The 26,513-nt window shown below is 55.8% G+C and carries 21 protein-coding genes; 12 read left to right on the top strand and 9 right to left on the bottom strand.

What is annotated here, in order from left to right; genetic code table 11:
- Nucleotides 1–49: 49 nt before the first annotated feature.
- Together CQ011_RS14630 and CQ011_RS14625 are read right to left on the bottom strand one after the other, a co-directional pair.
- Nucleotides 50–472, bottom strand: coding sequence for a DUF4190 domain-containing protein (locus tag CQ011_RS14630; protein ID WP_105678442.1), 423 nt, complete (start codon nucleotides 470–472; stop codon nucleotides 50–52).
- 57 nt (nucleotides 473–529) lie between these two features.
- Nucleotides 530–859: a hypothetical protein gene (locus CQ011_RS14625; RefSeq protein WP_105678441.1), complete on the bottom strand. Its 330-nt coding sequence runs from the start codon at nucleotides 857–859 to the stop codon at nucleotides 530–532.
- A gap of 99 nt (nucleotides 860–958) precedes the next feature.
- On the opposite strand from CQ011_RS14625, the gene CQ011_RS14620 reads away from it, so the two are divergent.
- Entirely contained in the window at nucleotides 959–1,618 is a 660-nt protein-coding gene (locus CQ011_RS14620; protein ID WP_105678440.1) for a LysE family translocator, read from the top strand.
- On the opposite strand, the gene CQ011_RS14615 is transcribed toward CQ011_RS14620, so the two are convergent.
- Together CQ011_RS14615 and CQ011_RS14610 are read right to left on the bottom strand one after the other, a co-directional pair.
- Nucleotides 1,615–2,778: an MFS transporter gene (locus tag CQ011_RS14615; RefSeq protein ID WP_286161217.1), complete on the bottom strand. Its 1,164-nt coding sequence runs from the start codon at nucleotides 2,776–2,778 to the stop codon at nucleotides 1,615–1,617. The genes CQ011_RS14620 and CQ011_RS14615 overlap by 4 nt on opposite strands.
- A 129-nt stretch (nucleotides 2,779–2,907) precedes the next feature.
- Nucleotides 2,908–4,824, bottom strand: a complete 1,917-nt coding sequence (locus CQ011_RS14610; protein ID WP_105678439.1) for an FAD-dependent monooxygenase — start codon at nucleotides 4,822–4,824, stop codon at nucleotides 2,908–2,910.
- Nucleotides 4,825–5,261: 437 nt separating this feature from the next.
- Between CQ011_RS14610 and CQ011_RS14605 the strand changes: the two genes are divergently transcribed.
- The 5 genes from CQ011_RS14605 (at nucleotide 5,262) to CQ011_RS14585 (ending at nucleotide 11,521) form a co-directional block, all read left to right on the top strand.
- Nucleotides 5,262–6,056, top strand: coding sequence for an IclR family transcriptional regulator (locus CQ011_RS14605; protein ID WP_105678438.1), 795 nt, complete (start codon nucleotides 5,262–5,264; stop codon nucleotides 6,054–6,056).
- A 661-nt stretch (nucleotides 6,057–6,717) separates the two neighbouring features.
- Nucleotides 6,718–7,446 (top strand): ATP-binding cassette domain-containing protein, encoded by a 729-nt coding sequence (locus CQ011_RS14600; RefSeq protein ID WP_105678437.1) that lies wholly within the window; start codon nucleotides 6,718–6,720, stop codon nucleotides 7,444–7,446.
- Nucleotides 7,443–8,126, top strand: coding sequence for an ATP-binding cassette domain-containing protein (locus tag CQ011_RS14595; RefSeq protein WP_181148139.1), 684 nt, complete (start codon nucleotides 7,443–7,445; stop codon nucleotides 8,124–8,126). Before CQ011_RS14600 ends, CQ011_RS14595 begins: the two co-directional genes overlap by 4 nt.
- A 24-nt stretch (nucleotides 8,127–8,150) precedes the next feature.
- Nucleotides 8,151–9,674 carry an ABC transporter substrate-binding protein gene (locus CQ011_RS14590; protein WP_105678436.1) on the top strand — a complete coding sequence of 508 codons (1,524 nt, stop codon included), beginning with the start codon at nucleotides 8,151–8,153 and terminating at the stop codon, nucleotides 9,672–9,674.
- A gap of 32 nt (nucleotides 9,675–9,706) precedes the next feature.
- Nucleotides 9,707–11,521, top strand: coding sequence for an ABC transporter permease subunit (locus CQ011_RS14585; RefSeq protein ID WP_105678435.1), 1,815 nt, complete (start codon nucleotides 9,707–9,709; stop codon nucleotides 11,519–11,521).
- 87 nt (nucleotides 11,522–11,608) lie between these two features.
- Here CQ011_RS14585 and CQ011_RS14580 read toward each other — a convergent pair whose 3' ends face one another.
- The 3 genes from CQ011_RS14580 to CQ011_RS14570 are packed head-to-tail and all read right to left on the bottom strand — an operon-like array spanning nucleotide 11,609 to nucleotide 14,471.
- Nucleotides 11,609–12,241: a LutC/YkgG family protein gene (locus CQ011_RS14580; RefSeq protein WP_105678434.1), complete on the bottom strand. Its 633-nt coding sequence runs from the start codon at nucleotides 12,239–12,241 to the stop codon at nucleotides 11,609–11,611.
- Nucleotides 12,238–13,689 carry a LutB/LldF family L-lactate oxidation iron-sulfur protein gene (locus CQ011_RS14575; RefSeq protein WP_105678536.1) on the bottom strand — a complete coding sequence of 484 codons (1,452 nt, stop codon included), beginning with the start codon at nucleotides 13,687–13,689 and terminating at the stop codon, nucleotides 12,238–12,240. The genes CQ011_RS14580 and CQ011_RS14575 overlap by 4 nt, the downstream gene beginning before the upstream one ends.
- A gap of 17 nt (nucleotides 13,690–13,706) precedes the next feature.
- Nucleotides 13,707–14,471 (bottom strand): (Fe-S)-binding protein, encoded by a 765-nt coding sequence (locus tag CQ011_RS14570; protein ID WP_105678433.1) that lies wholly within the window; start codon nucleotides 14,469–14,471, stop codon nucleotides 13,707–13,709.
- Between the two features lie 110 nt (nucleotides 14,472–14,581).
- Here CQ011_RS14570 and CQ011_RS14565 point away from each other — a divergent pair, with 110 nt between their 5' ends.
- A complete protein-coding gene (locus CQ011_RS14565) occupies nucleotides 14,582–16,294 on the top strand; it encodes an L-lactate permease (protein ID WP_105678432.1) in 1,713 nt (570 codons plus the stop codon).
- A 28-nt stretch (nucleotides 16,295–16,322) separates the two neighbouring features.
- Complete coding sequence (locus tag CQ011_RS14560; protein WP_105678431.1) at nucleotides 16,323–17,030, top strand: FadR/GntR family transcriptional regulator; 708 nt, start codon at nucleotides 16,323–16,325, stop codon at nucleotides 17,028–17,030.
- A 99-nt stretch (nucleotides 17,031–17,129) separates the two neighbouring features.
- Here CQ011_RS14560 and CQ011_RS14555 read toward each other — a convergent pair whose 3' ends face one another.
- Nucleotides 17,130–18,425 (bottom strand): benzoate/H(+) symporter BenE family transporter, encoded by a 1,296-nt coding sequence (locus CQ011_RS14555; RefSeq protein WP_105678430.1) that lies wholly within the window; start codon nucleotides 18,423–18,425, stop codon nucleotides 17,130–17,132.
- A 301-nt stretch (nucleotides 18,426–18,726) separates the two neighbouring features.
- Between CQ011_RS14555 and CQ011_RS14550 the strand changes: the two genes are divergently transcribed.
- Both CQ011_RS14550 and CQ011_RS14545 read left to right on the top strand, forming a co-directional pair.
- Entirely contained in the window at nucleotides 18,727–19,584 is an 858-nt protein-coding gene (locus tag CQ011_RS14550) for a helix-turn-helix transcriptional regulator (RefSeq protein WP_105678429.1), read from the top strand.
- A 169-nt stretch (nucleotides 19,585–19,753) separates the two neighbouring features.
- Entirely contained in the window at nucleotides 19,754–22,954 is a 3,201-nt protein-coding gene (locus CQ011_RS14545) for a DEAD/DEAH box helicase (protein WP_181148136.1), read from the top strand.
- 6 nt (nucleotides 22,955–22,960) lie between these two features.
- Here CQ011_RS14545 and CQ011_RS14540 read toward each other — a convergent pair whose 3' ends face one another.
- Nucleotides 22,961–23,404, bottom strand: coding sequence for a MarR family winged helix-turn-helix transcriptional regulator (locus tag CQ011_RS14540; RefSeq protein WP_181148135.1), 444 nt, complete (start codon nucleotides 23,402–23,404; stop codon nucleotides 22,961–22,963).
- 141 nt (nucleotides 23,405–23,545) lie between these two features.
- On the opposite strand from CQ011_RS14540, the gene CQ011_RS14535 reads away from it, so the two are divergent.
- Nucleotides 23,546–24,343 carry a dioxygenase family protein gene (locus tag CQ011_RS14535; protein ID WP_105678426.1) on the top strand — a complete coding sequence of 266 codons (798 nt, stop codon included), beginning with the start codon at nucleotides 23,546–23,548 and terminating at the stop codon, nucleotides 24,341–24,343.
- A gap of 311 nt (nucleotides 24,344–24,654) precedes the next feature.
- Nucleotides 24,655–26,457, top strand: coding sequence for an L-lactate permease (locus CQ011_RS14530; protein WP_105678425.1), 1,803 nt, complete (start codon nucleotides 24,655–24,657; stop codon nucleotides 26,455–26,457).
- Nucleotides 26,458–26,513: the final 56 nt, after the last annotated feature.

Here is a 26,513-nt window from a genome sequence, read left to right as displayed (position 1 = left end):
ACATCATGTGTAGTGACCGGGGCTCCGTCGGCTTTTGTGCCGGTGCGTACTATGAGTAGTCCGAATACATCATGGAAGTTCCGGCAAACGAGAAAGCAACAACGATCAGGAAAATGATGTAAAGAACGCCGATAATTCCGAAGATCGTTCCAATCCAGCCGGTGACCTTTCCAACGGTGGCATCGGTGTTAAATTCTCGTTCGGCTTTCTTGGCCTTCACGATGGCTATAGGGCCCAGAATAATGCCCACGACAAAGAGTGAAATGATCCCTAAGATCATCGATGTTTGCGCTAACTGGGCACCTTCGGCCTGCTGCGGGTTGTAGCCGTACGCCGGGTATCCCGGAGCGCCTCCAAACTGCTGATTCTGTCCTGGGTATTGGTTCGGGTATTGATTTGGGTGCTGGCTGGAATACTGCGGAGGCTGTCCAGAGGTGTATGGATTGGTCGGTTCGTTATTTTCGGTACTCATTGGTGACTCCTAAAACTAAAAAATGGTTGGTAAATCAAGGCCTCAGCCGTTCTTTGACTAATTGGAACCATAGATTGAGGCTGGAATTAGGAACAGCATGAGAAGGAAATACCCAACGACTGCCAGAACTTGCAACGCCCCAAAAATCAAACCGATTAGTCCGGTAACCTTGCCAACCGTAGCTTGAACTCCATAATCTCGTTCGGCTTCGTGCGCTTTCATCAGAGCGATTGGACCGAGGATCACTCCGACAACAAAAAGTGAAAGGATCCCGAGGACCATCGAGGTCTGGGCGAGGGAATACCCTGGACTCAACAATGGGTAAGCGTTTTGTGTGGAGGCGGGCGCTTGCCATTCGGGTTGCGGTCCCCGTGGTGACTGCGTCATCCTTCTTCGCCTCCTCTGCGCCTAGATACTGTTCTTCTAATGCTAGGCCAGCGTCATGAATTCCCGCACCCTCTTGACTGATTTCTATAATTGAAGACCATGACTTGGGCTTCATTTCTGGCATACCTCGGGGTATGTGTGATGGTCACTCTCTCGCCAGGGCCGGACACGTTCTTAGTGCTTCGTTTCTCTCTGGTGCGGCAGTTTCACGGTATCGTTGCGGCGCTTGGCATGGTGACGGCCATATTTGCGTGGGCTACCTTAGCCGGTGCGGGCGCGGCCTCGGTGATGCAGCGCTATCCGGTAGTTGAAACGGTCATCGCCATTCTTGGCGGACTGTATCTGATGTACTTGGGAATCTCTGGATTCCGCAATTCCCGGGCCGTCGCCAATGCGGATAACGCGATTGCACGCACCGAGACGCGAAATGTTCACGCTAATACAATGCAGCGGCGGACGGGCCGACAAGCATTTATCGCTGGTGTTCTTTCGGCGGCACTGAATCCAAAGCTAGGGTTATTGTTTCTGGCGATGATGCCAAGTTTCATCCCTAAAGGTTCAAATACCTTGTGGTGGGGGATGGGACTAGGCGCGGTCTTTGCCGTGGTCGGCTTTCTTTACCTGCTGACCCTGAGCGCAGTCGCCGCGAAAGCCATGCATTGGTTCAAGAAGCCTGAGATTACGCTGCGTCTAGAACTAGTCGCCTGTATAGCGTTGACCGCCATGGGCGTTGGCGTGCTGCTCAGTACGCTGTTCTAATTTAGTCGCTTTGCGTACCAATGCGCATGCAGCCAAGTAGCGACGGCCACCAGCAGAATACTAAGCCAGAAACCTATTGCGAAAATCTGGGTGTAGTTTCCTTGTTCTGCGAGATCCGCAGTCAGGTAAGTGGCAGCCGAAGCTCCAAAGAACAATGCGAAGACAAAGAACGAGACCGTTGTGGCACGAGCTTGAGGTGCCACTTCGGTGGCCCAGCCTTGCATCGAGGAATGCATAATCGCGTTAGCCGCACCGATGAGGAACGCCGTCACGGTATAGGCCACTGCGGAGGGCCACAACGCAGAAGGTGCAAAACTGAGAGTCAGGATGATCCCGCCGATTCCGATAAGCCATGTGCGAGAAAACCTCGGCACGAGTATCCGCATGAACCGTGCTCCGAGAATCACGCCGATCGCAAAACCGCAGCCCAGAACACCGGCGAGCCAGAATCCCATCCCTACGCTTTGTAAGGCCGGCACGATATAGGTCAAGAAGCCCATGAGCAGTCCGCCTTCGAGGAAGACCACCGCGTAGAGCAACAAATTCTCCCGGCCAAAGGCAGCTTTGAAATTCCGTTCGGTTTGTTCGCGTTGTGGCTCCGCCACATGGCGTAGCGACCAGAGGGCAGCGAGGGCTCCGAATGCGGGAAGTAAGAAGACCAAACGCCAATCAATGGATGTGGCGATGGCACCGGCAACGAGCGTCGCCAAGGTGGTGCCCAAGGACGAAAAGATCTGCAGATCCGAGAGTCCACGAGCCTTAGCAAGCCCAACGCGGGTATCGCCCAGCAACGTCAATAATGTGGGATAGAGGGCACCGAACATCAGTCCGGTCAACGCCCGGGCTATCAGTAGGGCGAGAAAAGAAGTGAATAGCGTGCTGGCGATTGCGCCTAGGGTGGCGCCTAACAATGCATAGCGAAGCACCGTGAGGCGGCCGAACCGATCGCTTAGTAGCCCCCAAATCGGCTGCCCCAATGCGTAAAGCAAGGAGTATCCGGCCACAAGTTCTACCGCTTGAGACAACGATAATGCCGTGCTCAACGAGAGGGCGACGAACATGGGCGGTGTGGCATATCGGTCAAAGAACGCTAAAAATCCAACAAAACGCAACGCCGAGTCGGGCAGCTGCCGAGGTGCCACAGCCGGTGACTTGCTCAATATTTTTCCTACCGTTGAACCCATCATCTACGAACATCTTATGTTCTCAAGTTAGGCCAAATCATTGACGAAGATGACATGGCCCGAGCCGTCAGATGACGGCTCGGGCCATGAATGAACTTACAAGAATTAGATCTTGACCAGCGCAGGGTTCATGAACGCGCTGAAGAACTCGGTAAGTTCTGCGGTTGCAGTCAGTGGAAGAACCTGTGCCACATACTGATCTGGACGTACTACGACCAAAGCGCCATTTTCACGGCTTATTGAACGGGCTTCGAAAATTTCTTGGCCATCAACAAGTTCTGAGCAATAGGCCTTTTCGTAGTCGGTGAGCTGCAAAGAACCGACCTTGGGCAACAACACCGCTGGTAGCTGCGCCACCGTAGTGTCGGTGTGGGATCCTTGGAAAATTCCTTTGAGATCAAACGCGGATTCTGTGCCGGCTGCGCTGAAAGCATTCAACGGTGACTGCGCGTGCTGAGCTAGGAATTCCATCAGTGCATCGAACTTCGGTGAAGCGCCGGAGGCGTTCTGATCGGCGAACGCGTACAGTCGCCAGCGGCCGTCAGCCTTGGCGGTGTGTCCGAGCCCGACTTGGTGGGCATCAGCAATCCGCGTGACTGGTGAGGAATAGAAACGTTCGCCTACCGGGAAGCCAGCAGCTAGGTGCTGATGGGTGGTGCCGCCGGTGAGCAAAGACTTCGTGTATTGCGTTCCGAACCCTGCGGTGAACCGACCGCCCTGAACGAACTGCGCCTGAACTTCCTCCGGATCCATGCCACCAGCTTCAGGATTATTTGGGTCCTTCGGAGCAGTGGACATGGTCTTGGACCATTTGGTGTCAAAGTCGATCAGTTCCTGAGCAATAACCTGACGTTCTTGAGAATAGGTGCGCAGCAGAGACTGTGGGCTTTGTCCGCGAAGTACCGCGGCCAGCTTCCAACCAAGGTTGAAGGCGTCCTGCATGGACACGTTCATGCCCTGGCCGGCCTTGGCCGAGTGCGTGTGGCAAGCGTCCCCGGCGATGAAGATGCGAGGCTCGGTATCTTCGGCCGAATCGGCGGTCAAGTTGTCGAAGCGGCTGGCTAGTCGCTGACCTACCTCGTAGACAGACCACCAGGCGATTTCCTTGACGTCCAAGGTGTACGGGTGCATGATGCGACGTGCCGTATCGATGAGTTGATCCGAGGTGAAGCGACTACGTGCTTCGCGGTCGGTGGGGTCAAGCTTCCCAAGATCCACGTATAGGCGGACCATATGTCCACCTTCGCGTGGGATCAACAAGATATTGCCACCGTCTGCCGATTGAATGGCAGCCTTGAAACGAATGTCAGGGAAGGTGGTGGTGGCAAGAATATCCATCACGCCCCACGCATGGTTTTTAGCATCGCCTTCGAGCTTGATGCCCATGGAACGGCGTACGTTTGAACGGGCGCCGTCGGCACCAACAATGTATTTGGCCTGCACGGTGAATTCTTCACCCCGTTCGCCGCCCCGACGAAGCTGCGCTCGCAGCGGGTAGTCGACCTCTTCGGTGTCTTCGACACTGAGCAGCTCAACACCATAGTGAGGCGCGAGACGGCTCGGATTTTTCCCCATTTTCTCGAAGAGAAATTCCTGCAAACGAGCCTGATTAACAATCAGGTGCGGGTATTCGCTAAGTCCCTCGGCAACGTCTTTTACTCTGCCGCTGCGCGAGATATTCTCGCGTTCATTTTCATCCGGACGCCAGAAGACGGTCTCGTTCACCGCGTAGGCTTCACGGATTAGCCGATCTGCCAAGCCGAAGGCGTTAAACATTTCCACGGTTCGGCATGCGACGCCGTCGGCGTGGCCGAGCTTAAGCGGTTCGGCGTTACGCTCCACGATGAGGGTAGAGATTTCCTGGAACTCGGAGAGCTGTGCGGAGAGCACCGCACCGGCCGGGCCGGTACCTACTACGAGAACATCAACCTGCTCGGGGATCGTCTCCGAGTCCTCCAGCGCTGGGTTAGCTGGCTGAAGTTCCGGGTCGCCGGGGTGATATCCATTTTCGTAGTACTGCATGATGCAACTCCTGAAGTTTTGGCGTGCTGAACTCCTACTGACCATAGTGTTCCAAGGCACAACCTAGCTATGGAGTTCTGCCTTGCGGAACAGAATCCTGAAGGTGACCCCAATTATCCGTTCGGAAGACTGGAATCAAAGAGGTAAGTGGCTCACCTGCCGGAGAAGCAGAACAAAGTACTGGCTCGCTGTTGCTTGAAGCTGTTTGGACTGAACGCTGGAATACGGTTTTGCCACCGCGCCGGCGGTTCTTTTGAATATCTGGCAAGCGTTCCTCGACCCGCCGTGCAATTGCGCTTTCACTCTCCGGCGAAGAAGGTGAAAAACCAAGTGGTTAGAGCACTGGGCGAAACAGCTTTTGATTGGCCCGATAGTGAGCGAGAGCAATTCACCTCGCCCTTTCGTGATGCCCGAGGTTCCGTCGTAAAATTCAAACTATGCAGCCTAATAAACCTCGACGTAAACCGCCGGCGTATCCCATCGAATCGGTGGACAACGCGTTGGCGCTCATTGAGTTGCTGCGTGACTTTGGGGCACTGCGGTTGAGCGATGCTGCCGTGGAACTTGGCGTATCCCGGTCTACCGCTCACCGTTTACTGTCCATGCTGGTTTACCGCGGCTTTGCGGCCCAAGATGCTGCACAAAGATACATTCCAGGCCCGGCACTCGGGGTTGCCCCTGCAGGCATGTCGTGGACTGCCGAACTACGCAAACGAGTCTTGCCGCAGATGAAGATACTTTCCATGGAAATCGATGAAACGGTTAACCTGATGGTGCGCGCTGGAACGCAGGTCAGGTTTTTGGCTACCGTCCAAGGCTCAAGGCCATTGCGGGTGGGGGACCGCCAAGGCGAGGTCATGGATGCACATGCGGTCTCGGCGGGCAAAGCGATCTTGTCTCAGCTGGGCGAAGTGACAGTACGAGAACTATATGTACGCGAATCAAAGATTTCGCAGAAGCCGCTCAACGAGAGCTGGTTCGCTGGTCTGGAGCAAGATCTTATGGCCGCGCGGAACGTTGGTTTTTCGGTGAACTTTGAGCAGACCGAAGCTGGAACCAACGCGCTGGGCGTGGCTTTGCGCGACGGTGCCGGTGAAGTAATTGCGGGTTTGAGCGTTTCGGTTCCACCGGTGCGGTTCCGTCAGGCCTATGACGCTGGTTTGGTGCAATCGGTCTTTGAAGCAAAGAAGAATATCGAATCTGACCTGGCCAACTTCGTGGTGGGACAGTAGTTGCACAAACAACGGGGAGGACCACTTTTTTGGTTCTGTAGTCATCGCCACGTTGTCGTCTGCGGCTCGGGGGCCATGGCCCCCCGTGGTGCGGCACTTTCGCACCGTAGTCATCACGCCTTGTAGAACCTTCGTGATAGATCGCTGATCACGGCCAGTTCCTGACGCGCCTCGGTTTGCATAACTTCGTCGATCGATGTTTGAACTAGGGATCCATAAAATTTGGTGCTTGTCGGGCAACTTCCCTAAGCATTTTGTACTATCCTTTATGCCATTTGGTTTCCTGGAGCAAGAATGACGGAATGTTCAATTAACCTACTTTGCCCGAGTGCTGGGGTGATCTAGCATCTTGCCGTAATCCGAATGGCGCTCATGAGCCGGAAGCTTACAAAAGGGAAGTGTCAATGGCCGCCGAAATCGGGCCTTTACTCGTTGTTCTCAAGGAATCCTACGTCTCGTGAATAACGATTATTTCCAGGCGTGCACTGGAGGTATTCAATCCTGAATTAGGCAGTGAGTAGTCACAGAAAATACGTTCTGACTTGAATTAACCATGAATCCACTCAACGCCAGGCCTTTGGGATCAAGGCTAAAATTTCCGGCGTCACTTGAAACCAAGATTTGCGCACACCTCAATCACTAAGTGATAATGATTCTCATTATGAGTATCAAGGAAGCGGTACAACAGCTTGGGGCTACCTCTGAAAGTAGCGATCAATACGCCTGCGGTCCGGACAGGGGAGAACCTGCCATTAGCTTGCGTAACGTGCGAGTGCACGCTGACAGTATTCAGCGACCCTTGCTCGATATTGAGGCACTAGAGCTCTTTGCCGGGGAGCGTGTAGTGGTGACCGGCTTGTCGGGAAGTGGTAAATCCTTGTTGCTCGCTACGCTCAGTGGACGGTGGGCCGCGGGGCTGTCCTTCACCGGTGAGCGCACGAGCTCCCTCACCAAAATTGCTTTTATCCCGCAGCGGGGCATGGATGCGTTGCATCCATTGTCGAAACTTGAACGCCAATTGGCCAAGGTATCAGGCAAAAGTTTGGAGCAGGTAGGCCAGGCTCTGGAAGCGGTCGGGTTGGGAGATCCGGAACTCAGACGGCGACGCCCAGCGGAACTCTCGGGAGGTCAGGCCCAGCGTGCAACGATAGCGCTCGCGGTGCTCACCGAGGCTCCACTGATTCTCGCAGATGAACCAACCAGCGCACTAGATCATGAGTCTCGTGACCAGACCCTGCGATTGCTCGACCAGGTTCTTGGGAAGCAACAGACGATGGTGGTGGTCACCCACGATTGGGCCGTCGCTCGCGTGTTAGCCACCCGCCACCTAATTATTGACGACGGCAAAATGTGTGAGCTCGCCATAGGTACCCCGGAACAGAACGCATGAGGGGCGAGCCGATACTTGAAGTTTCCCGCGTGCGGGCTAACCGCGGTCACGGACGCCACCGCCTTCAGGTGCTTGCCGAAACGAGTTTCGCCGTTCATGCGGGCCAGTCATTAGCACTCGTAGGGATCTCCGGCGCCGGAAAATCCACGCTAGCTCAGGTGGTGTTGGGACTTCATGCAGCAGCCAATGGCCAGGTCTGCGTGCAAGGCAAAAAATGGGCAGACACCAAGCTGCGCCCGGACCGGCGCCGGCGTCACCTAGTGCAGGGTGTACCCCAAGACCCGGCCGCAGCATTTGTCCCGAGATGGACAATTCGCAGCTCGATTGAGCAGGCCATCAAGCGGCTTACCGACAGCACCATGAGCGAAAAATTGATGTTGGAAGCTGCCGAACTTGCCCACTTTGACCCGCAATTGCTGAACCGGCACCCAGCCCAGCTCTCCGGAGGGCAACTGCAACGAGCTGCCATCACTCGGGCCCTCGCGGTCCAACCCGCCGTGCTGGTGGCCGATGAGCCAACCAGCGCGTTGGATCCGGACACCGGCGAGTCGGTATTAACCGCGTTATTAGACAGCGCCGAGCAATCGAATATCGCGTTGCTGATGGTGACCCATGATCCTCATTTTGCGCAACGCTGCACCGGGATGCTGACCCTGCACCCGCCGACCCCAGACTTCTAAGTTAGACAAAGGAAAACCACACAGATGCCACGAATAAGACTAAAACCCGTCACCTACCTCCTGCTTCCCCTAGCCGCAACGCTTGCACTGACCGGATGCTTCGCCAGCGGAACTAGCACCGATCAAGCTACCGATGACCGCATTTCGGTTGCGCACATGCAACCTCCGCGCTCGGCAATGAACCCGCTCAGCGATGATGCATTTAAGCTCGCCCGGTGGTCCACCGCGGAAACCTTGGTGAACCTTGACGTGGCCGGTGACGCGTTGCCAGCACTGGCCACACAGTGGACCCAAGAAGATGACCTCACCTGGATATTTACTATTCGTGAGGAAGTCACTTTCCACAACGGTCAGCCGATGACCGCCGACTCGGTAGTGAACTCGCTGCAGCGAGCTATCGACTCCACCCCGGTGCCGCGGATCCTTGATGGAGTTCAACTCACCGTGCGCAGCGGCGGTGAAAACTCCGTGCGTATCACCACCGGCAGCCCGGACCCGCTGCTACCGCAACGGCTTTCCAGCCCACAGCTTGCCATCTTTGATGACGCTGCGTACACCCCGCAAACAGTGAATCCCCAAGGCACCGGAACCGGGCCGTTCGAGTTAGTTGACGTGGATGGGGTCAGCGGCGCATCACTAGATCGTTTTGATGACTATTGGGGTGAAACTGCCCAAGCCTCGGGCATAGACGTACAGTTTGTACCCGATGGCACTGCCCGGGCAGCCGCGCTACGCACCGGCACCGCCGACGTGGTTGAGGCGATCCCTGCCGGACAGGCCGCGTCCATTGACCAGCAGCTGCTCACCGATGTGCCCATGCCCCGCACTAATACGCTGTATCTGAACACCGACAGCGGTCCGTTCGCGGACCCGGCGGTACGCGCCGCGGCCCGCGAGGCGATCGATCGGGCGGCAATTGTTGAATCCGTATATGAGGGGCGTGCCGATATTGCCGAGGGACTGCTCGGACCGGCGCTCAGCTATGCGCAGCTGCATCGCGGCGAGCCGGGCTATACCGCGGCGCTGGGCAAACGAGCGCAACCGGCCAAGGTTGATGGTGTGCAGATCACGCTGGGAACCTTCACCGACCGAGCCGAATTGCCCGAGGTCGCGGTGATGCTAGAGCAACAACTGGAAGCTGCCGGCTTCGAGGTGCAGCAAGATGTCCGTGAATACCAATACATTGAGGCTGATGCCCTCGACGGGAAATTTGATGCATTCATTCTTTCGCGTGCCACGGTGCTCGACTCCGGGGACCCGGTAGCCTACCTTGCCTCAGACTTTAGCTGTGAGGGCGGATTTGGCATTTCCCAGCTCTGCGACACAAACGTTGATCAGGCGATATCCGACGCGGCAAAAACTCCTGCAGGCAAAGAACGCCAACAGGCAATTATGCTGGCCGAGGCCCGCGTATTGGGCACCGATGCGGCAATCCCGTTGCTCCATGAACGGGTGATCCAAGGCGAGTCGCCTCGCGTGCATCACGCCCAGCGTGATCCACGCGAACGGCAACTGATCACGGCAGAGACTCACCTCGACGGTGAATAACCAGCATTCAGGCCAGGCAAGAAAGGAGCACCGTGCGTCACACTAACGCCCTAGGACTCATATCGCGCATCTTGAGCGGAGTGGGGTTACTGCTGGTGGCCGGGGCATTACCCTGGCTTTCGCGTACCGATCCTGCCGCCGCCATACTGCGAGCACGCTATGCGGAGCTGGAACCAACTGAGCAGGCCTTGGCCGCGATTCGTGATCAGCTCGGGTTGGATCAAGGCCCCATAACCATGAGCCTGCAGTGGTGGAGCGCGGTGTTGCGGGGAGATCTAGGCAACTCGTGGGTGAGCGGGACAGAAATTGGTCCAGGACTCTTGCAAGCTGTAGGCGTCTCGGCCACGTTGACCATGTTTGCGGTCATCGTTGCGCTGATGATTACCGTAGCACTGGTCACTCCGGCGGCGTTGCGGGTGCTGCGCGATGTACCGCAGCGCGGTTCGGGACCCGTTGGAGTGGCCCTGACGGCCCTGCCAGAGTTCCTGCTGGCCAGTGTATTTTTGGTGGTCGTTGGGGTGCAATTGCAGTGGCTACCTCCATATGGGTGGACAGGAATAGACACCGCAATCCTTCCTGCACTTGCCTTAGGCATTCCGGCTGGGGGATTGCTCGGGCGTCTGCTCGCAGATGCGATCTCCGGGGTTGCCGCGGAACGCTGGGTGGTGATCTGGCGATTGGCAGGAGCTGGGCATCGGGTCATTCTTGCCGGTGTTTTCCGCAGGGCATCGGCCGCGGTTATCGACCAGCTGGGACTGGTATTCATCGGGTTGCTAGGCGGGGCGGTCGCCGTAGAGCAGGTATTCGCGATTCCCGGGCTTGGCCGCTACCTACTTGGCTCGGCGAATTCCCAGGATATTCCGGCGCTCCAAGCGGGGGTACTGTTCATGGCGTTCGCTGCGCTGTGTGTTGGACTGGTGGCGAATTTTTTGCGTCGACTATTGCGTGGCGGGGCACTACCAGCGGGTTCATTGCCTCCTGCCCCGGAGCCACGCAACGACGGCCGAATAGCCCGGTGGACGGCAGTTATTGCCTTGGTCTTACTGCTGCTGATCCTCGTCTTTGGGTTGCCCCGTGATCCTTTTCTGATCTCCCATGATCGTCTGGCACCACCGGGTCTGTCGTTGCCTTTTGGTGCGGATGCTAGTGGACGTGATCTGCTCGCCCGCGTAGCTCACGGAACTATCAGCACCCTGACACCTGCCTTCGTGATCGTGTTGTGCGCGATTCTTGTTGGCCTATTACTTGCGGTATTCGGCGAAGTTGCCCGTGGACCTGCGGAGATTGCCAACGCCACCCCGCCGATTCTGGCCGGTGTCATCATCGCGGCATTGCTGGGGCCTTCGGTTGGGGCCGTCACCATCGCGGTGCTCTGGGTGACGTGGCCGCCGCTTGCTACCCATGCCGCTTCACTGCTTGAAGAAGCCAAAGCGATGCCGCACATCGGCTGGCTTGCCTTAGCAGGGATGTCCAAGGCCGAAATCTGGGTTCGTCATGTGCTTCCCGCCGTACTGCCAGCATTGTTGCGCCATGGGATGTTGCGACTTCCCGGAGTGGCGTTGGCGCTTGCAGCACTGGGTTTCCTTGGGCTGGGTGCACAACCGCCACAACCCGAGTGGGGCTTGTTGCTCGCAGAAGGTATCGACTATGTGGAACGGGCACCGTGGACAACCATAGCGCCGGCGCTCGCATTGATACTTACCTCGGTATTTGCTGTCGCTCTTGCGGGACTGCGCCGTCCGCCGAGCAGTTCGCGCCACGGCAGGAATCACGGGGGCAAGGGCGTAGAAAAAGAGTCGCTGCAGTTGGCTGATAATCCCAAGAGCATGGCACTTACCGGCAAATAGGTGCTGAGCATTAAAAGACTCGTGGCCGGATCCCCTTGGAAGTTTAGGAACGGGGTCCGGCCACGAAGGCTTATATACAGTTGGCGGTTACAGGCCGCGCACCAGCAAAACATCCAAGGTACGTGGACCGTGAACACCCTCAACGCGTTCTAGCTCGATATCACTGGTGGCCGAAGGACCTGAAATCCAGGTCAGCGGACGAGTGATGGTCAGCCGTGGCATGGCTTCGGGAAGCAACTGCACAATGCTGGAGACCGGAACGATACACAGGTGGTGATCCGGAACCAGCGAGATCGCACGGCGACCCTGATTTGGTTCACCGTCAAGGATGATGGTTCCCGACTCGGCGATGGAAACCTGCGAGGAGGTCACGACCGCACTCGTCGCATCCAGCTGTGCAACGCTCAATCGGGCGCCCGGGGCATCGGCAATCTGTGTGATGCCCTTAGGAAGCTGAGACAACCACTGCTGCTCTAGCCCGTGCGGGTAGACCACCGAGTTCGCGTCCTTGAGTTTCGCCGCCACGAATTTGGGAATCTGTGCGGACTCAATCACCTCAACACCGGCCTTGTAATCAACCAGGCGGTCAACGAGCATCTCGATGAGTTCTTCTTCTGACATCTCCGAGCTCTTGCGATACTCGCGCGGGGTCTGCTCGGCTACCGGTGCATCGGATAGTGCCGAGCGGATGCGGCCTAGGATTTCTTCTTTGGCGCTCACTTGGACTCCTTCTCGTCACTCCACCAGTCGCGGAAAGACTTATTTGGTGGGGCAGGGACATCGCGGCTCTGGGTCCAGCCCGCTGCAATGCCCGGAAGCTTTTTGATCTTCTTGTTTTTGCCTGCCATCAAGCGGCCCAGCGGAAGTGCCTTTTCAAGCAGACCAATATTCTTGCCCTTGCCCAGTGCCCAGGAACCGCCCTTCATCAGCAGATCCATTTGGGTCGGAAGCTTATGGGTATCACGCTTGGCATCCACATCTTCACCACGCAGGTGAACGAGGATCTCTGGGATGTTAATCTTCACCGGGCAAGCGTCATAGCAGGCGCCGCACAGTGAGGAAGCGTAAGGCAATGAACCGTTATCTTCGGCTTCGATGCCTGTCATCAGAGGGGAGAGGATCGCGCCGATTGGGCCTGGGTAAGTTGAACCGTAGGCGTGGCCACCGGTGCGCTCATAGACCGGGCAGACATTCATACAAGCCGAGCAACGGATGCAGTTCAACGCGGTGCGCCCAAAACGATCCGACAAAGCGCGGGTGCGTCCGTTATCTAACAAGACGATGTGCACGTTCTGTGGGCCGTCATCTTCGGTGACACCGGTCCACAGCGAGGTGTAAGGATTCATGCGTTCACCGGTGGAGGAGCGTGGAAGCAGCTGCATGAAGACTTCCAAGTCTTCCCACTGAGGCAGAACCTTTTCGATACCCATCACGGTAATGAGGGTCTCTGGAAGGGTCAGGCACATCCGCCCGTTACCTTCAGACTCCACTACTCCAAGCGTTCCGGTATCTGCCAGTGCAAAGTTTGCTCCGGAGATGGCAACCTTGGAGGCAAGGAATTTCTTGCGAAGGTGGGAGCGGGCCGCCTCGGCCAGCTTGGCTGGCTCATCGGTAAGGGTCGGATCTACCCCCGGCATTTCCTTCAAGAAGATATCGCGTACCTGGGTACGGTTCTTGTGGATTGCAGGCACCAGAATGTGGCTTGGTTTATCGTGGCCCAGCTGAACAATAAGTTCGGCAAGGTCGGTTTCGAAGGCTTCGATACCTTCGGTTTCAAGGTGCTCGTTCAGGCCGATCTCTTGGGTGGCCATGGACTTGACCTTGACCACCTCGGTGGACCCGGTTGCCTTGACGAGTTCCGTGACGATCTTGTTCGCCTCGGACGCATCTCGCGCCCAGTGAACGATGCCACCGCGAGCGGTGAAGTTCTTTTCGAACTGCAGTAGTAGCTCTTCGATATTGGCCATGGCGTTGTTCTTGATGGCCGAGCCGGAATCGCGCAGGTCGTCCCAGTCGGGAAGTTCGCCAACAACTTTTAGTCGTTTGTCGCGAATGGTGTGGGTCGCGTGGCGTAGATTTTTGCGCATCTGGGTATTGCCCAGTTCGCGGTGTGCTGCCTGCGGGAATGGCTCTTCTTCGAAGAGGTTGCCATGTCCGGGTGCTGGCATGCCGAGGAATACCTGAGTCACAGTGTCACCGTCTCTTCCATGGTGCTAGCCAAAATATCGGCTAGGTGCAGGGTTTTGGGTTTGGCACCGGTGCGCGAGAGTCCGCCACCGATGTGCATCAGACAGGAGGCGTCGCCGCCGGCGCAGGCCGAAGCACCGGTGGAACAGATGTTCTTCACCTTGTCTTCGAGCATGGCCGAAGAAACATCGGCATTCTTGATCGAGAAGGTACCGCCGAAGCCACAGCACTGGTCGGCTTCCGGGAGTATCTCGACGTTGATGCCACCCACGGTCTTGAGCAGATCCAGCTGGCGGTCGCCGAGCTGTAGTGAACGCATGCCGTGGCAGGAAGGGTGGTAAGTGATGGTGTCTGGGAAGTAACTGCCCAGCTGCTGCGCTGCATCAGTTATTCCCAAAACGTCAACGAGGAGCTGGGAGAGTTCATAGGTGCGTTTGCCCACCGCTACCGCGCGTTCCTTCAACTCGGGTTTACCTAGGCGCTCCGCAAGACGGGGGTGCTGGTGCTTGACCGAAGCGACGCAGGAGCCCGAGGGGGCCACCGCGACATCATAATCATCGGTGTCAAAGGCGTTGATGTGGTTTTCCACCACAGGCAGGGCTTCAGACATATACCCGGAATTGATGTGCATTTGCCCACAGCAGGCCTGGGCCTTGGGAAATACGACTTCATGGCCCAAGCGTTCCAGGATTTTCACGGTCGACTTGGCGGTTTCGGGGTACATGGCATCAACGATGCATGTGGCAAAGAGAGCAATCCGCATAGTAATAACTCTTTCGAAGTGTGGTCTGACCATACTATGCGCTGAACTTTCTATAAGTCAAGACTTGTTGTGATGGCCCTCACCTTGTACGCTAGGTGGTCGGACCACATATGGTCAGACCAACTTCGAGTAAGGACGCCCACACCGTGTTTACACCAACAACGGATCCTGTAGCAGGAAGTGTTGCGATCTCGGCACTTATTGCTTTGATCCCACTTCTCACCTTCTTTGTTTTGCTGGCAATAATCAAGACCAAGGCGCATGTTGCCGGTCTTGGCTCCTTAGTAGTTGCCATCATTATCGCAATTTTCGGCTGGCAGATGCCGGTCGGGATGGCATTAAACTCCGGCGTGATGGGCATGGTCTTCGGTGCCTTCCCGATCGTCTGGATCGTTGTCATGGCAATCTTCCTCTACCAGGTGACGGTTAAATCCGGTCGGTTCGAGGATCTGCGCCGCGTCTTTGACGTCATCGGCGGCGGAGACGTTCGCATCCAAGCGGTATTGATTGCCTTCTGCTTCGGTGGTCTGCTTGAAGCACTGGCAGGTTTCGGTGCCCCAGTGGCAATTACCGCAACCATGTTGCTGGCTCTTGGTCTGGCCCCACTGCGTGCAGCCTGCGCGGTACTGATCGCTAATACCGCTCCGGTTGCCTTCGGCGCCGTGGCTATCCCGATCACCACCGCCGGTGCACTGACCGGAATCCCGGCCGCAGACATTGGCGCCGTTGTTGGTCACCAGTCACCACTGCTGGCATTGTTTGTTCCTTCGATTTTGGTGTTGGTTATCGATGGCTGGCGCGGTATGCGTCAGACGCTTCCAGCAACCCTGACCATTGGTATTTCCTTCGGTATTGCCCAGTGGCTTTGCGCGACCTACTTCTCCTACGAACTGACCGACATTGTCGCTTCGCTCGTTGGTTTGGCCGCTGCCGTTATCTTGCTTCGTTTCTGGACTCCGAAGGGTGCCGATGAGGCGCGCCAGCGTGTACTGACACCTGAAGCAGCCGCAGAACCTGTTGAGCGTAACCAGAAGCTTCATGGCGCCAACACCTGGATGGCTTTGTTCCCTTACCTGCTGGTCATCGTGATCTTCGGTGTAGCCAAGCTATGGAAGCTGGGCGTTGATATTCCTAAGTGGCTCTCTAGCACCGACATCAAGTTCGGCTGGCCAGGACTGGACGGCAACATCTTGAATGCCGCCGGCGAACCAGTAACTTCCACGATCTACAACTTCCAGTGGCTATCATCGCCAGGCACCTTGTTGCTGATCACCGGCGTGATTGTTGCCTTCGTTTACTCGCGTAATAACGGCAACGGTGAATATGCGATGACCTTTGGCGAAGGACTGGCCGAAGTTGGCAAGACCATCTACAACATGCGTTATGCAGCGTTGACCATCCTGTCGGTTCTGGGTCTGGCTTACGTCATGAACCTTTCCGGACAGACAATCACCGTAGGTACCTGGCTGGCTGGCGCCGGTGGATTCTTCGCATTCCTCTCGCCAATCTTGGGCTGGATCGGTACCGCAGTGACCGGTTCCGACACCTCGGCTAACGCATTGTTCGCCAAGCTTCAGCAGACCGCCGGCGTAAATGCCGGAATCGACCCAACCCTGTTGGTTGCTGCAAATACCTCAGGCGGCGTGGTCGGCAAGCTGATCTCGCCACAGAACCTGGCAATCGCCGCCACCGCGGTAAAGATGGAAGGCCAAGAGTCGGTCATCCTGAAGAAGGTCGCTGGCTGGTCCGTTGGTATGCTGCTGGTGCTTTGCACCCTGGTTTACCTGCAGTCCACCCCAGTACTGTCCTGGATGCTTCCATAATCGAGTTCAAGGCTAAAATGGTCTACTGATGTCTATAAATCCAGCTCCGCGTGCGTACCAAGTTGTCCTCGACTCAATCGAGTCTGACCTGCGTTCGGGAAAACTCGCCCTAGGGGACCAGCTCCCCGGCGAGCGTGCGCTCGCGGAGCAGCATCAGATTTCTCGTGCCTCGGTACGTGATGCCATCAGAATTCTTGATGTGCTGGGATTGGTGAAGACCTCAACGGGATCCGGACCAAATTCGGGTGCCGTCATCATCTCCAACCCTGCCGCCGGAATCTCACAGGCCCTACGGATGCACCTGGCTGCCAAAGGTATCAACGTTCGCGAGATCGTTGAATCGCGTATTTTGTTGGAAACGTGGGCCGCACAGATGCCCCCACGTAACCCACACCATGCGCAGCAGGTCATTGATCGCACCGCGGTGTTGATTATGCGCATGGATGACGCGCAGCTATCTCGCGAGGAATTTCACCGCATCGATGCAGAATTCCACGTGCTGTTAGCCTCCATGGCGGGAAACACCGTGGTGGAGTCAATGATGGAATCTTTGCGCCACTCGATCAGCCATTATGTTGCTGAATCAATTCCCAACGACGAATCTTGGCAGCCTGTCGTGCGTGTGCTTCGACGCCAGCACAAGGCGATCCATCACGCTTTCGCCACTAACCAGCGCGAACGTGCCGCGCAGCTGATAGAAGAACACATCACCTGGTTCTACTCGCAGACGCGCTAAGAGTTCAAAGAAAATCTCCGGTACTTTCCAACAAGATTGGAAGGGTGCCGGAGATTTTTATTTTTCGATATCGACGTTTCGGCACTAGGTACGTTGGGGCTAGACCTGTAGCTTGGCTGCCGTATGGTCGTTGCGTTCCAAGAGGCGCGACGCAAAGTAACCGATAAGAATTCCCCAGAATGCCGCGTGAATATTGAATAAGTTCATCCCGGAAATCGTCACGACAAAAGTAATGAGCGCGCCCATGGTGAACTGAGTAGCGAATGCCGTGACGAAGGCTTGCTGCAAAGCTTTAAGCATCGCGATACCGCCCAACGCCAGCACGAAGGCTTCAGGAGTTGCCAGCATAAGTCGGGTCAATAACGGTGCAAACAACGCAAAGACCAAAGATAGCGAACCATAAACTACCGCAGCGCTGTATTGCCGGTGTTTTTCGCCGGACGAGGTCAACAGGCTATTGGTTGGTCCAGTGACACAGGCCGATACCGCGCCGAAGCAGGCGTTGAGCACCGAAAATCCACCGGTGGCGATAGCGAAGGAATTGATAGGTGGCCGGTGACCGGCAGCGCGCAACACTGCCACACCCTGCCCGTTTTGTACCACCAGTGCGGTCAGCACCAGCGGCAACAACAGTTCAACTTGGGAGCCCCACGTGAAAGCAGGGGCGGTGAATTCCGGAGAGGCCAGAATCGGGCCATCGGCTGACTGCAAGGCAAATTGCCCGCTGAGCGCCACTGCCGCAATACCGACAACCAAGGTTCCCAGCACCGGGGGCAAATATTTACCCAAGGTTGGAACCGCGCTGAGCAACAGGAAAGCCAATACCATTGGTCCGGCCACAATGAGGTTGCTCTGGGTGGAGGAAACAATGTCGGTGCCGAACCGGAGGAAGACCGCCGCAACCATAGCCATGACGATGGGCATAGGGATGGCCGACAAAATTCGGCGCACCACCCCGGTAGAACCCAGCGCAAGAATTAGCAGGCCAGAGGTGAAAAATACCCCGACGACTTCTGTGAACTGTAAATGTTGCAACGATGGACCAAGCAGGACAGTACCTGGAATAGACCAAGCGAAACCCAGCGGTTGGCGGTAGATCAACGACATGATCAACGTTGCGAGTCCTGCGGAGAGGAATATCGCGAATACCCACGAAGCTAATTGCCCTTCGGAGAGCCCACCAGCCATTCCGACCGCCAAGGTCACAGCGATTGGTCCCGAAGAAGAGAAGATCAACCCGATGATCCCGTTGGAGACGTAATTCGGGCCGATATCCCTCATCAGTTGACGGAGCCCCGCCGGAGCAACGCCGGGACGCTCAATGAGCGGCTGACGTTGGGCGGCTTCGATTACTGGCTCTTCGCTCAGCTTGGAGTCAGGCGGGACAGTGCTCATTACAGCTCCTAGGCGATGTCGCGGAGTATCGAGATTCTTGTACCTATTCAGTTCATCAGAGAAGTGCGGACATTTAAGCCATGGAAAGCACCTAGCTGATCCTAGGACTGGCATACCTAGGATCAGCTTGGCGGCTTCCCTTTCTAGCCAGAACATCGTTTTTATCGCTGCTACTTGTACGGTCAGTACGCAGGTTGCACGCATTGAAGCAGAGCCATAACAGGTCACAAGGTGCGTAGTTTTGGCTCATCTGCCTACTATTGAGAACAATCTCAGGTCCTGTGGTGAAAGGAGCTTGGAGATGACTCCCGGTACCGAACTTGGTGATTTTCTCAAGGCACGTCGAGCACTAGTCGCCCCCAGCGGTGACGGTGGCCCACGCCGTCGCGTCGCAGGATTGCGCCGTGAAGAAGTAGCAACACTGGCCGGGGTCAGCGCGGACTACTACGCGCGGCTTGAGCAAGGACGGCATAAACGCCCATCCCAATCGGTGCTCAATGCGCTGTCTCGGGCACTGCAATTAGATGAAACGGCCTCTCGCCATCTTTTTGACCTCGCTAGAGCAGTGGCAGATCCCAATGGCAACAAACTCGACAAACGAGCTCAAAGAGTACGCCCATCACTACATGCGTTGTTGGACTCCTTCACTGAACACCCCGCATTCATTAGAGGCCGTCGAACAGAGATCTTGGCAATGAATCCGCTGGCTGCCTTCCTCTTGACCGATGTCATGGCCAAGCCCGTGCGCGAACGCAGCTTCATTCGCTGGGCATTTTTGGATCCTGAAGCACGTTCCAGATACCTTGATTGGGAAAAGGTTGCCTCGTCTATGGTGGGCACTTTACGTTTGGACGCTGGAAGACATCCGCACGACCCGTTACTTGCACAGTTGGTCGGTGAATTATCCCTACACAGCGAAGAATTTCGCACGTGGTGGGCCGACCACCGCGTCGTTGAACGCCGCGACGGGGTTAAACGGCTCAGCCATCCACTGGTTGGTGAACTAGAGATCGGCTATGAAGCACTAGATGTCACCGGAGTAGCTGACCAGACCATGTTTATCTATACAACTGAACCCGGTTCTGCTTCCGAAGCAAAAATGCGGACCTTAGCTTCGTGGATCCACGATGATTCAAAACGCTCATCCCGTACGCAGTGAGTTTTCTGCAGGAAATTAATCCTTGCCCGGCAGGTCATGAGTCCTTGCGAAATAGCCAGTTTTTAGAAGTATTCAGACTGAATGCCTAGCCGTACCGAGATACTCGGGCCGAACAAAATAGACTAGTACCGGCCAATGACTTTGGCCTGCGCTGCAACGAATGGTGGACATGGAATATACCCTGACCTTTCCCGAGCTGAACCGGCACTTTGCCGCTCGGACCATGATGGAGGGCAGCCTCGTCATGAGCTCCGGCGAGGTAAACCCTTATCGCTGGGTGCAAAGTTCAGGAATGAGCCGGGTATACGCCGACGTAGCAGATGCCGAGGTCTTTATGCAGTTGGACCTTGTCCAAGGAAAGGTGCGCTACCGGTTTAATTGCACGGCTGGAGAATTGGAAGGCCCATGCAAACACGTTGCCGCGTTGGGGCTGTATCTGACCCGGACGCCGGAAGAAGAGCTCACCGTCAGCGATGATCCAAAGCTAGAAGATCATGACGGTGACAGCCCACGTCCGGTGCCTCACTGGCAGCGTTCGTTGCATGCACTGTTGCCGGTGCTAGAACCGGAGACTGAGGCCGTTCCACTTGGCTTGTTAGTTTCAGTAGTTCACGAAAAATACCGTAAACGTGACGCCTATGATGTGAAGGTGCGCCCGGCACAACCCGGCACTCGTTCGCCCTGGGTGCAAAGCGGTGTCTCCTGGACTCATCTGGCAAGTGATAGAAGATTTGATGACACCCAGCGCCGAGTCATGATGGACCTGTACGGAATTTCCTTACGGATGAGCGAGTCCCATTATTACGATCACTGGGGCAACGATTGGGTGACATTGAACTTGTTGCCCGGCGAAGAACTTGGGCGCATCCTCAAAAGCATTCGTGACGCAGGCGTTAGTATGGTGTCGGCAAAGACCAAAGAACCCATCAACTTCCCGCAGACTCCTGCACAGGGGCTGGTGAATTTCATCGAAGATGAGCAGGGTCTAAAGCTGGAACCAAAGATTTTGGCTCCCGAAGGATTCCCCACCTCAATGATCACGCTGGGCATGCCACCGGCCGCGGCACTGTTCTTCGAAGGAAGCCCGGATAAAGCCAAGGCTTTACATTTGGCCTGCTTTGAACCAAAAATTACGAACGAACTCATTGAATTAGTGCGTAATGGTCCGGTGCAGATCCCCACGGAGCAGATCTCGGAATTCCACCACTCTTTCATGCCGCGGATGCGCAAAGTTGCGCCGCTAGAAAGCTCGGACGGAAGTTATCAGGTTCCTGAGCCGGCTCGGCCAGTACTGAAACTGCAGTTGCGTCACTCGCTCAACGAACTGTCCGGTGAATTCTCTTGGCACTACGTTGACTCCGGTTCTCGGCAGAGAACCGTGGAGCGAGAGATTCTGCGTAGCATTTTGGACAAGGTAGGAACGGAGAATCCATTAGTTCAATCTGGTACGGGAAGTTTTGCGCCCCTGCAACTCAATCTCACTGCGAGCATCGACTTTGTATTGGATACCTTGCCGTTGTTGCGTGAGCACCCAGACGTACAAGTTGATGAGCACAGCGCCGTCCCAGACTATAAACGCGCCGAAGGACAAGCGGTCGTCAGTATTGGCGTGGGTGAAGCAATCAATGATTGGTTCGACCTCGACGTTGATATCAAACTTGCCGAGAAAAAGATTCCCTTCGTCGAGTTGTTTAGTGCGCTCAGTGCTGGCGACGACTATTTGGTGTTAGACGATGCGCAAGTTGTTCCCATCAACGGTGAAGAGTTCCATGCCCTTCGCCAATTGATCTCTGAGGCTGGCGAATTAGCGCAAAGTACTTCCTCAGGGGTGCGGATGCACCGGTTGAACATTGACTGGTGGCAAGAACTTGTGGCCTTAGGAATTATCGAGGCTCAGGAAAATGAGTGGCTCGCCGCAATGGCGAAGCTGACAGGCGCCCAAGGCCCCGAGCATGTTGACGTGCCCGAAAGCTTTACAGCCACCTTGCGTGACTACCAGCAACAGGGCCTGAACTGGCTCGATTTCTTACGTCGTCATCAGCTTGGCGGGGTGCTGGCCGATGATATGGGACTGGGCAAAACGGTTCAGTTGTTGGCCGCATTGGAGAAGGCGCGTATAGAAGATCCAAAAGCCAAGTATTTGGTGGTCGCGCCGACCTCGGTAGTCGGCAACTGGGCAAGCGAAGCCGCGAAATTCACTCCTCAATTGCGCACCACGGCCTTGAATGAAACGAGCACTAAGCGACGTAGCAGCGTTGCCGAGACCGTCGGTGACGCACAGCTGATAGTGACTAGCTACGCGATTTTCCGTCTGGACTTTGAACAGTTTGAACAGATGGGATTTTCCGTGCTCATCCTGGATGAAGCGCAGATGGTGAAAAACCACGCTTCAAAGGGGTACAAACAGGTTCGCCAGATTCAGGTCCCCTGCAAGTTTGTCGTCACCGGCACTCCGGTTGAAAACAATCTCTTGGAACTTTGGGCGTTGACTTCTCTGGCCGCACCAGGGCTCTTAGGCGGCCTCAAGGCGTTTAAAGATAATTATTCTAAGCCCATTGCCTCCGGGGAGGGGGCACGGATGCAACGGCTAAAGAGCCGGTTGCGCCCGTTTGTGTTGCGCCGTACCAAGGACCAGGTAGCCAAGGATCTTCCTTCGAAGACCGAGCAAGTCATTCACGTCGAGCTGGAACCGGCTCACCGTAAGGCCTACGACCGGCGTTTTCAGCGGGTACGTCAAGAAGTCTTGGGACTGGTTCAAGATGTTGATTCCAACCGTTTTAAGATCTTGCAGTCGCTGACCTTGTTGCGCCAGCTCGCCTTGGATCCATCACTGGTTGATGAAGGCAACGGGCCAAGTGCCAAATTGGAGCTTCTACAATCATTATTGGAAGATGCAGTGGCCGAGGGGCACAAGATTTTAGTCTTTAGCCAATTCACCTCGTTCTTAGCCAAAGCCCGCGGGGTTGCGCTCGACCTTGGGTTTGAGACCGGTTATCTCGATGGGAGCACCAGCGGTGCCAAGCGACGAGAACTAATCGAGGACTTCAGCGCAGGCAAGTTCCCGGTATTTTTCATCTCTTTGAAATCTGGTGGCTTCGGTATTAACCTCACCGCTGCCGATTACTGCATCTTGTTGGATCCGTGGTGGAATCCGGCTGCAGAAGCTCAAGCGATCGACAGAGCACACCGTATCGGACAAGATAAGCCGGTGTACGTGTATCGGTTGGTTGCTAAAGACACGATTGAAGACAAGGTTCTGGCTCTGCAAGCTAAGAAAACCCAGCTCTTTAACGATGTTCTGGGGGATTCGGAGCAAATGGCCTCGGCAACCACCTTGGATACCGAGGACTTTTTGGCCTTGCTTGAGTAGCGACGACTAGCGTAGGTCTTCGCGGTCCTCATTCATCTTGTGTAGGAGATCTGCGAAGCGTTGTACATCCGCTTCATCCCAATCGGAAAGACGGTTGTGAAGTCTAGCGCGGAGGCTATTTCCGCTGGCCTTCCACGCTTCGTGTGCCTTGGCGGTGATTGAGACCAATTGGGCTCGTCCGTCGGACGGATCTGTGGTGCGAGTGATAAGGCCCATTGATTCAAGCTGTTTGACCATCCGCGAGATGGTGGCCTTGTCCAGTTCAAGGTGCTCTGCGAGGGCTCCTTGTTGTTGGGCGTCATTGTGGATCAAGAATGACAGAATTCGGTAGCCAGGCGCCTGAAGATCAGGGTGGATAGCTCTGGCGCGTTCGCGGATCGACTGTCGCGCGCGAAGCAACGTGGTGGTGAATTCTTTTTCTACCTGGGCAAGCAGCTTTTCATCGTGCATGGTTTCTATTCTAGAGAACAGTGCGACTGTCGCCGACATTTGTCGGAAAAGTAAGACTTTGACCGACTTGGGGGTGCGCTGAAATGTAGAGATATACAAAAATTGCTTGAAGCTTCAATCAAGTGAGTATATGCTGTATTTATGACACAGTCAGCAGAACTCCCTCCGGTATTATTCTTGAGCCATGGTGCACCGCCCCTGGCCGACGATACCCGCTGGACCAGTGAACTAGCTGGCTGGTCAGAAACCATCAGTAAGCCCAAAGACATTTTGATGATCTCTGCGCACTGGGAAAATGCCCCGGTCACGCTCAGCGCAACCTCGCAGAAAAATGAGCTGGTCTATGACTTCTGGGGTTTCCCGCAGAAGTACTACGACGTGCGTTATGACGCACCGATGGCTCCAGATCTTGCGCTGGAAGTTGAACGACTTACCGCAACTCATGGCCACCATGTAGAGCGCGATGAGAGCCGCGGACTGGACCACGGGGCGTATGTCCCGCTCAAGGAAATGTTCCCGGATGCCGACGTGCCGGTAGTGCAGATGTCCATGCCGACGCTTGATCCCGCCGGACTTTTTGAGCTAGGCAAGTCCTTGGCTCCCTTGCGTGAACGCGGGACCCTGATTGTCGGTTCCGGCTTCACCACCCACAACCTACGTTGGTTCAATCCTGCCGGTGGCGCCGATGTCACCCCGCCAAGTGCCTCGGCCGAATTTGATCATTGGGCCGAAGAAGCAATGGCTCGTGGGGATGTGGACTCGATTCTCGACTTCATGCATAAGGCTCCTGCCGCTCGGGAAGCCCATCCGCGCTCCGAGCACTGGGCTCCACTCTATGTCTCGCTCGGCGCCGCTTATGCGTCAGGCGGCATTGACGCAAAAACTGCTATCGACGGTTTTTGGTTCGGGCTGTCCAAGCGTTCCTGGACGCTCACCTAATACCACTGTAGATTTCCTAAAACGAGAAAAACGATCCCGCGGACCACTGGTCTGCGGGATCGTTTTTTGGTTTACTCGAACTAAAAGTCGCCCGTGGATATAGGAGGAGAGCAGTCTGAAGTGCTGCTGATGGAAGTGGTGGATTTAAATCCACTGGGTGACGGGCCTCACAATCTAGGTAAATGTAGGTTATGATCTTATGGTCGGACCATAGTGGTCTGACCATTAGGTAGTCATTTTCTCGCACCAAGTGGAGCTGTCTACATGCAGATGGGAATGCTGCGAAAGTATGGTCAGAGAGGATCCGAAATATGGACAACTTAGGAGTGCTCGCGTTGCTCGCGCTCGCACCAATATTGGTAGTCGGGGTGTTACTCGTAGGATTCCGTTGGCCCGCAAAATTCGCCATGCCGGTCGGATACGTCGTTGCGGTACTCGTGGCATTGTTCGTCTGGAAGATGGACTTCAGCGGGGTGCTTGCCGCCTCGATTGAGGGGCTCGTTGTTGCCGCCACAATGCTATACATCGTTTTCGGTGCCCTACTCTTGCTCGCGACGCTAACCGTGGGCGGTGCAATGAACGCCATCAGGGCCGGATTTAATAACATTTCACCCGACCGCCGCGTCCAGGCAGTCATCATCGGCTGGCTATTTGGTAGCTTCATCGAAGGGGCCTCGGGATTCGGTACCCCCGCCGCAGTGGTTGCACCGTTGCTCTTAGCCCTTGGGTTCCCGGCGATGGCCGCCGTGATGGTGGGTCTGATCATTCAGAGCACACCGGTGAGCTTCGGTGCCGTGGGCACACCAATTTTGATTGGTGTCCAGCAGGGGCTTGGCGGCGATCCCGCCGTTGCAGAACGAGTCAGTGTGCTGGGACTGACCATGCCGGAGTTCATTAACTCTATTGGCCTGGAAGTCGCAATAATCCACGCGCTCGTAGGTTTGCTCATTCCGCTGATCATGGTCTGCATGCTTACCGGTTTCTTTGGCCCGGAACGGCGCTTCCGCGACGGGTTGGCCGTTTGGCCCTTTGCTATCTACGCGTCCTTGGCCATGACGGTTCCTTATGTTCTCACTGCCCGCTTCTTTGGGCCTGAATTCCCGTCACTATTTGGCGGTCTAATCGGCCTCGCGCTGGTTATGTTCACTTCTAGTCGCGGGTTCTTGATGCCCAAGGAGATCTTCGACTTCGGACCGAAAGAAACCTGGTCTCAGCGTTGGATGGGCTCGCTCGAATCGGCTAAGGCGGTGGAACTGACCGGGAAGATGAGCCTGATTCGTGCCTGGGCACCATATATTTTGATGGGCACGCTGTTGGTCGCGACCCGTGTGATCCCCGAGGTGAAAACCTTCTTGACGGGGCTTGCCATTCCGGTGAACGATATTCTCGGCACCGGAATCAGTACCAGCATTCAGCCGTTCTACCTGCCAGGCTTTGTGCTGATTCTTGCTTCCGTCTTCGCTTTTGTGCTGCACAAGATGAATGGCGCGCAAATCGCACGTGCCTTCAAAGTCTCGGCCGCGCAGCTATTTGGCACCGCTGTTGCCCTGCTCTTCGCGGTTCCTTTGGTGCGTATCCTGATTCAATCCGGGCCGGAATTGAATAATTCTGGACTCTCCAGCATTCCGGTGACGCTGGCCGAGGGCGCAGCCGCAGTCTCAGGCGGCGCCTGGCCACTAATTGCACCGTGGATCGGGGCTCTGGGGGCATTCGTAGCCGGATCAAATACCATTTCCAACCTGACCTTCTCCCAATTCCAGTTCTCCACCGGAGCGCAGATCGGAGTTCCGCCGGAATCTATCGTTGCGGCGCAGGCTATTGGTGGTGCCGGAGGCAATCCGATTTCCATTCATAATATTGTTGCAGCATCGGCAACAGTTGGCTTGCTAGGGCGTGAAGGCGATCTATTGCGCAAGACGATTCTGGTCACGATCTACTACTGCCTAGCTGGCGGTGTTGTTTCCTTCCTCTTTATCCACGGATTCGGACTGAACGCCGGAACCATCATGCTGGTAATTCTGCTGGTCGGCTTAGCCTTGATTGTTCGGTGGATGCTCAAGCAGAAACCAAAGTTCGTTACGAAGTCTGGCGGCACCCAGCCGGCCCAGGATTAGGAATAGAAACAAGAGCAGAAGCAATCGGGCGTTCATGCCGGATTGCTTCTGCTTTT

Origin of the sequence: Arthrobacter sp. MYb213, assembly GCF_002979915.1 — a bacterium.
Classification (GTDB): Bacteria; Actinomycetota; Actinomycetes; order Actinomycetales; family Micrococcaceae; genus Glutamicibacter.
The sequence above is the reverse complement of the archived record's forward strand: the minus strand, read 5'-3'. Positions and strand labels throughout refer to the sequence as shown.

Bases quoted from the DNA above. Each gene is read 5' to 3' on its own strand.
- CQ011_RS14630 (WP_105678442.1), bottom strand. From the start codon at position 472: ATGAGTACCGAAAATAACGAACCGACCAATCCATACACCTCTGGACAG.
- CQ011_RS14625 (WP_105678441.1), bottom strand. From the start codon at position 859: ATGACGCAGTCACCACGGGGACCGCAACCCGAATGGCAAGCGCCCGCC.
- CQ011_RS14620 (WP_105678440.1), top strand. From the start codon at position 959: ATGACTTGGGCTTCATTTCTGGCATACCTCGGGGTATGTGTGATGGTC.
- CQ011_RS14610 (WP_105678439.1), bottom strand. From the start codon at position 4,824: ATGCAGTACTACGAAAATGGATATCACCCCGGCGACCCGGAACTTCAG.
- CQ011_RS14605 (WP_105678438.1), top strand. From the start codon at position 5,262: ATGCAGCCTAATAAACCTCGACGTAAACCGCCGGCGTATCCCATCGAA.
- CQ011_RS14600 (WP_105678437.1), top strand. From the start codon at position 6,718: ATGAGTATCAAGGAAGCGGTACAACAGCTTGGGGCTACCTCTGAAAGT.
- CQ011_RS14595 (WP_181148139.1), top strand. From the start codon at position 7,443: ATGAGGGGCGAGCCGATACTTGAAGTTTCCCGCGTGCGGGCTAACCGC.
- CQ011_RS14590 (WP_105678436.1), top strand. From the start codon at position 8,151: ATGCCACGAATAAGACTAAAACCCGTCACCTACCTCCTGCTTCCCCTA.
- CQ011_RS14575 (WP_105678536.1), bottom strand. From the start codon at position 13,689: ATGCCAGCACCCGGACATGGCAACCTCTTCGAAGAAGAGCCATTCCCG.
- CQ011_RS14570 (WP_105678433.1), bottom strand. From the start codon at position 14,471: ATGCGGATTGCTCTCTTTGCCACATGCATCGTTGATGCCATGTACCCC.
- CQ011_RS14565 (WP_105678432.1), top strand. From the start codon at position 14,582: ATGGTCAGACCAACTTCGAGTAAGGACGCCCACACCGTGTTTACACCA.
- CQ011_RS14560 (WP_105678431.1), top strand. From the start codon at position 16,323: ATGTCTATAAATCCAGCTCCGCGTGCGTACCAAGTTGTCCTCGACTCA.
- CQ011_RS14555 (WP_105678430.1), bottom strand. From the start codon at position 18,425: ATGAGCACTGTCCCGCCTGACTCCAAGCTGAGCGAAGAGCCAGTAATC.
- CQ011_RS14550 (WP_105678429.1), top strand. From the start codon at position 18,727: ATGACTCCCGGTACCGAACTTGGTGATTTTCTCAAGGCACGTCGAGCA.
- CQ011_RS14545 (WP_181148136.1), top strand. From the start codon at position 19,754: ATGGAATATACCCTGACCTTTCCCGAGCTGAACCGGCACTTTGCCGCT.
- CQ011_RS14540 (WP_181148135.1), bottom strand. From the start codon at position 23,404: ATGCACGATGAAAAGCTGCTTGCCCAGGTAGAAAAAGAATTCACCACC.
- CQ011_RS14535 (WP_105678426.1), top strand. From the start codon at position 23,546: ATGACACAGTCAGCAGAACTCCCTCCGGTATTATTCTTGAGCCATGGT.
- CQ011_RS14530 (WP_105678425.1), top strand. From the start codon at position 24,655: ATGGACAACTTAGGAGTGCTCGCGTTGCTCGCGCTCGCACCAATATTG.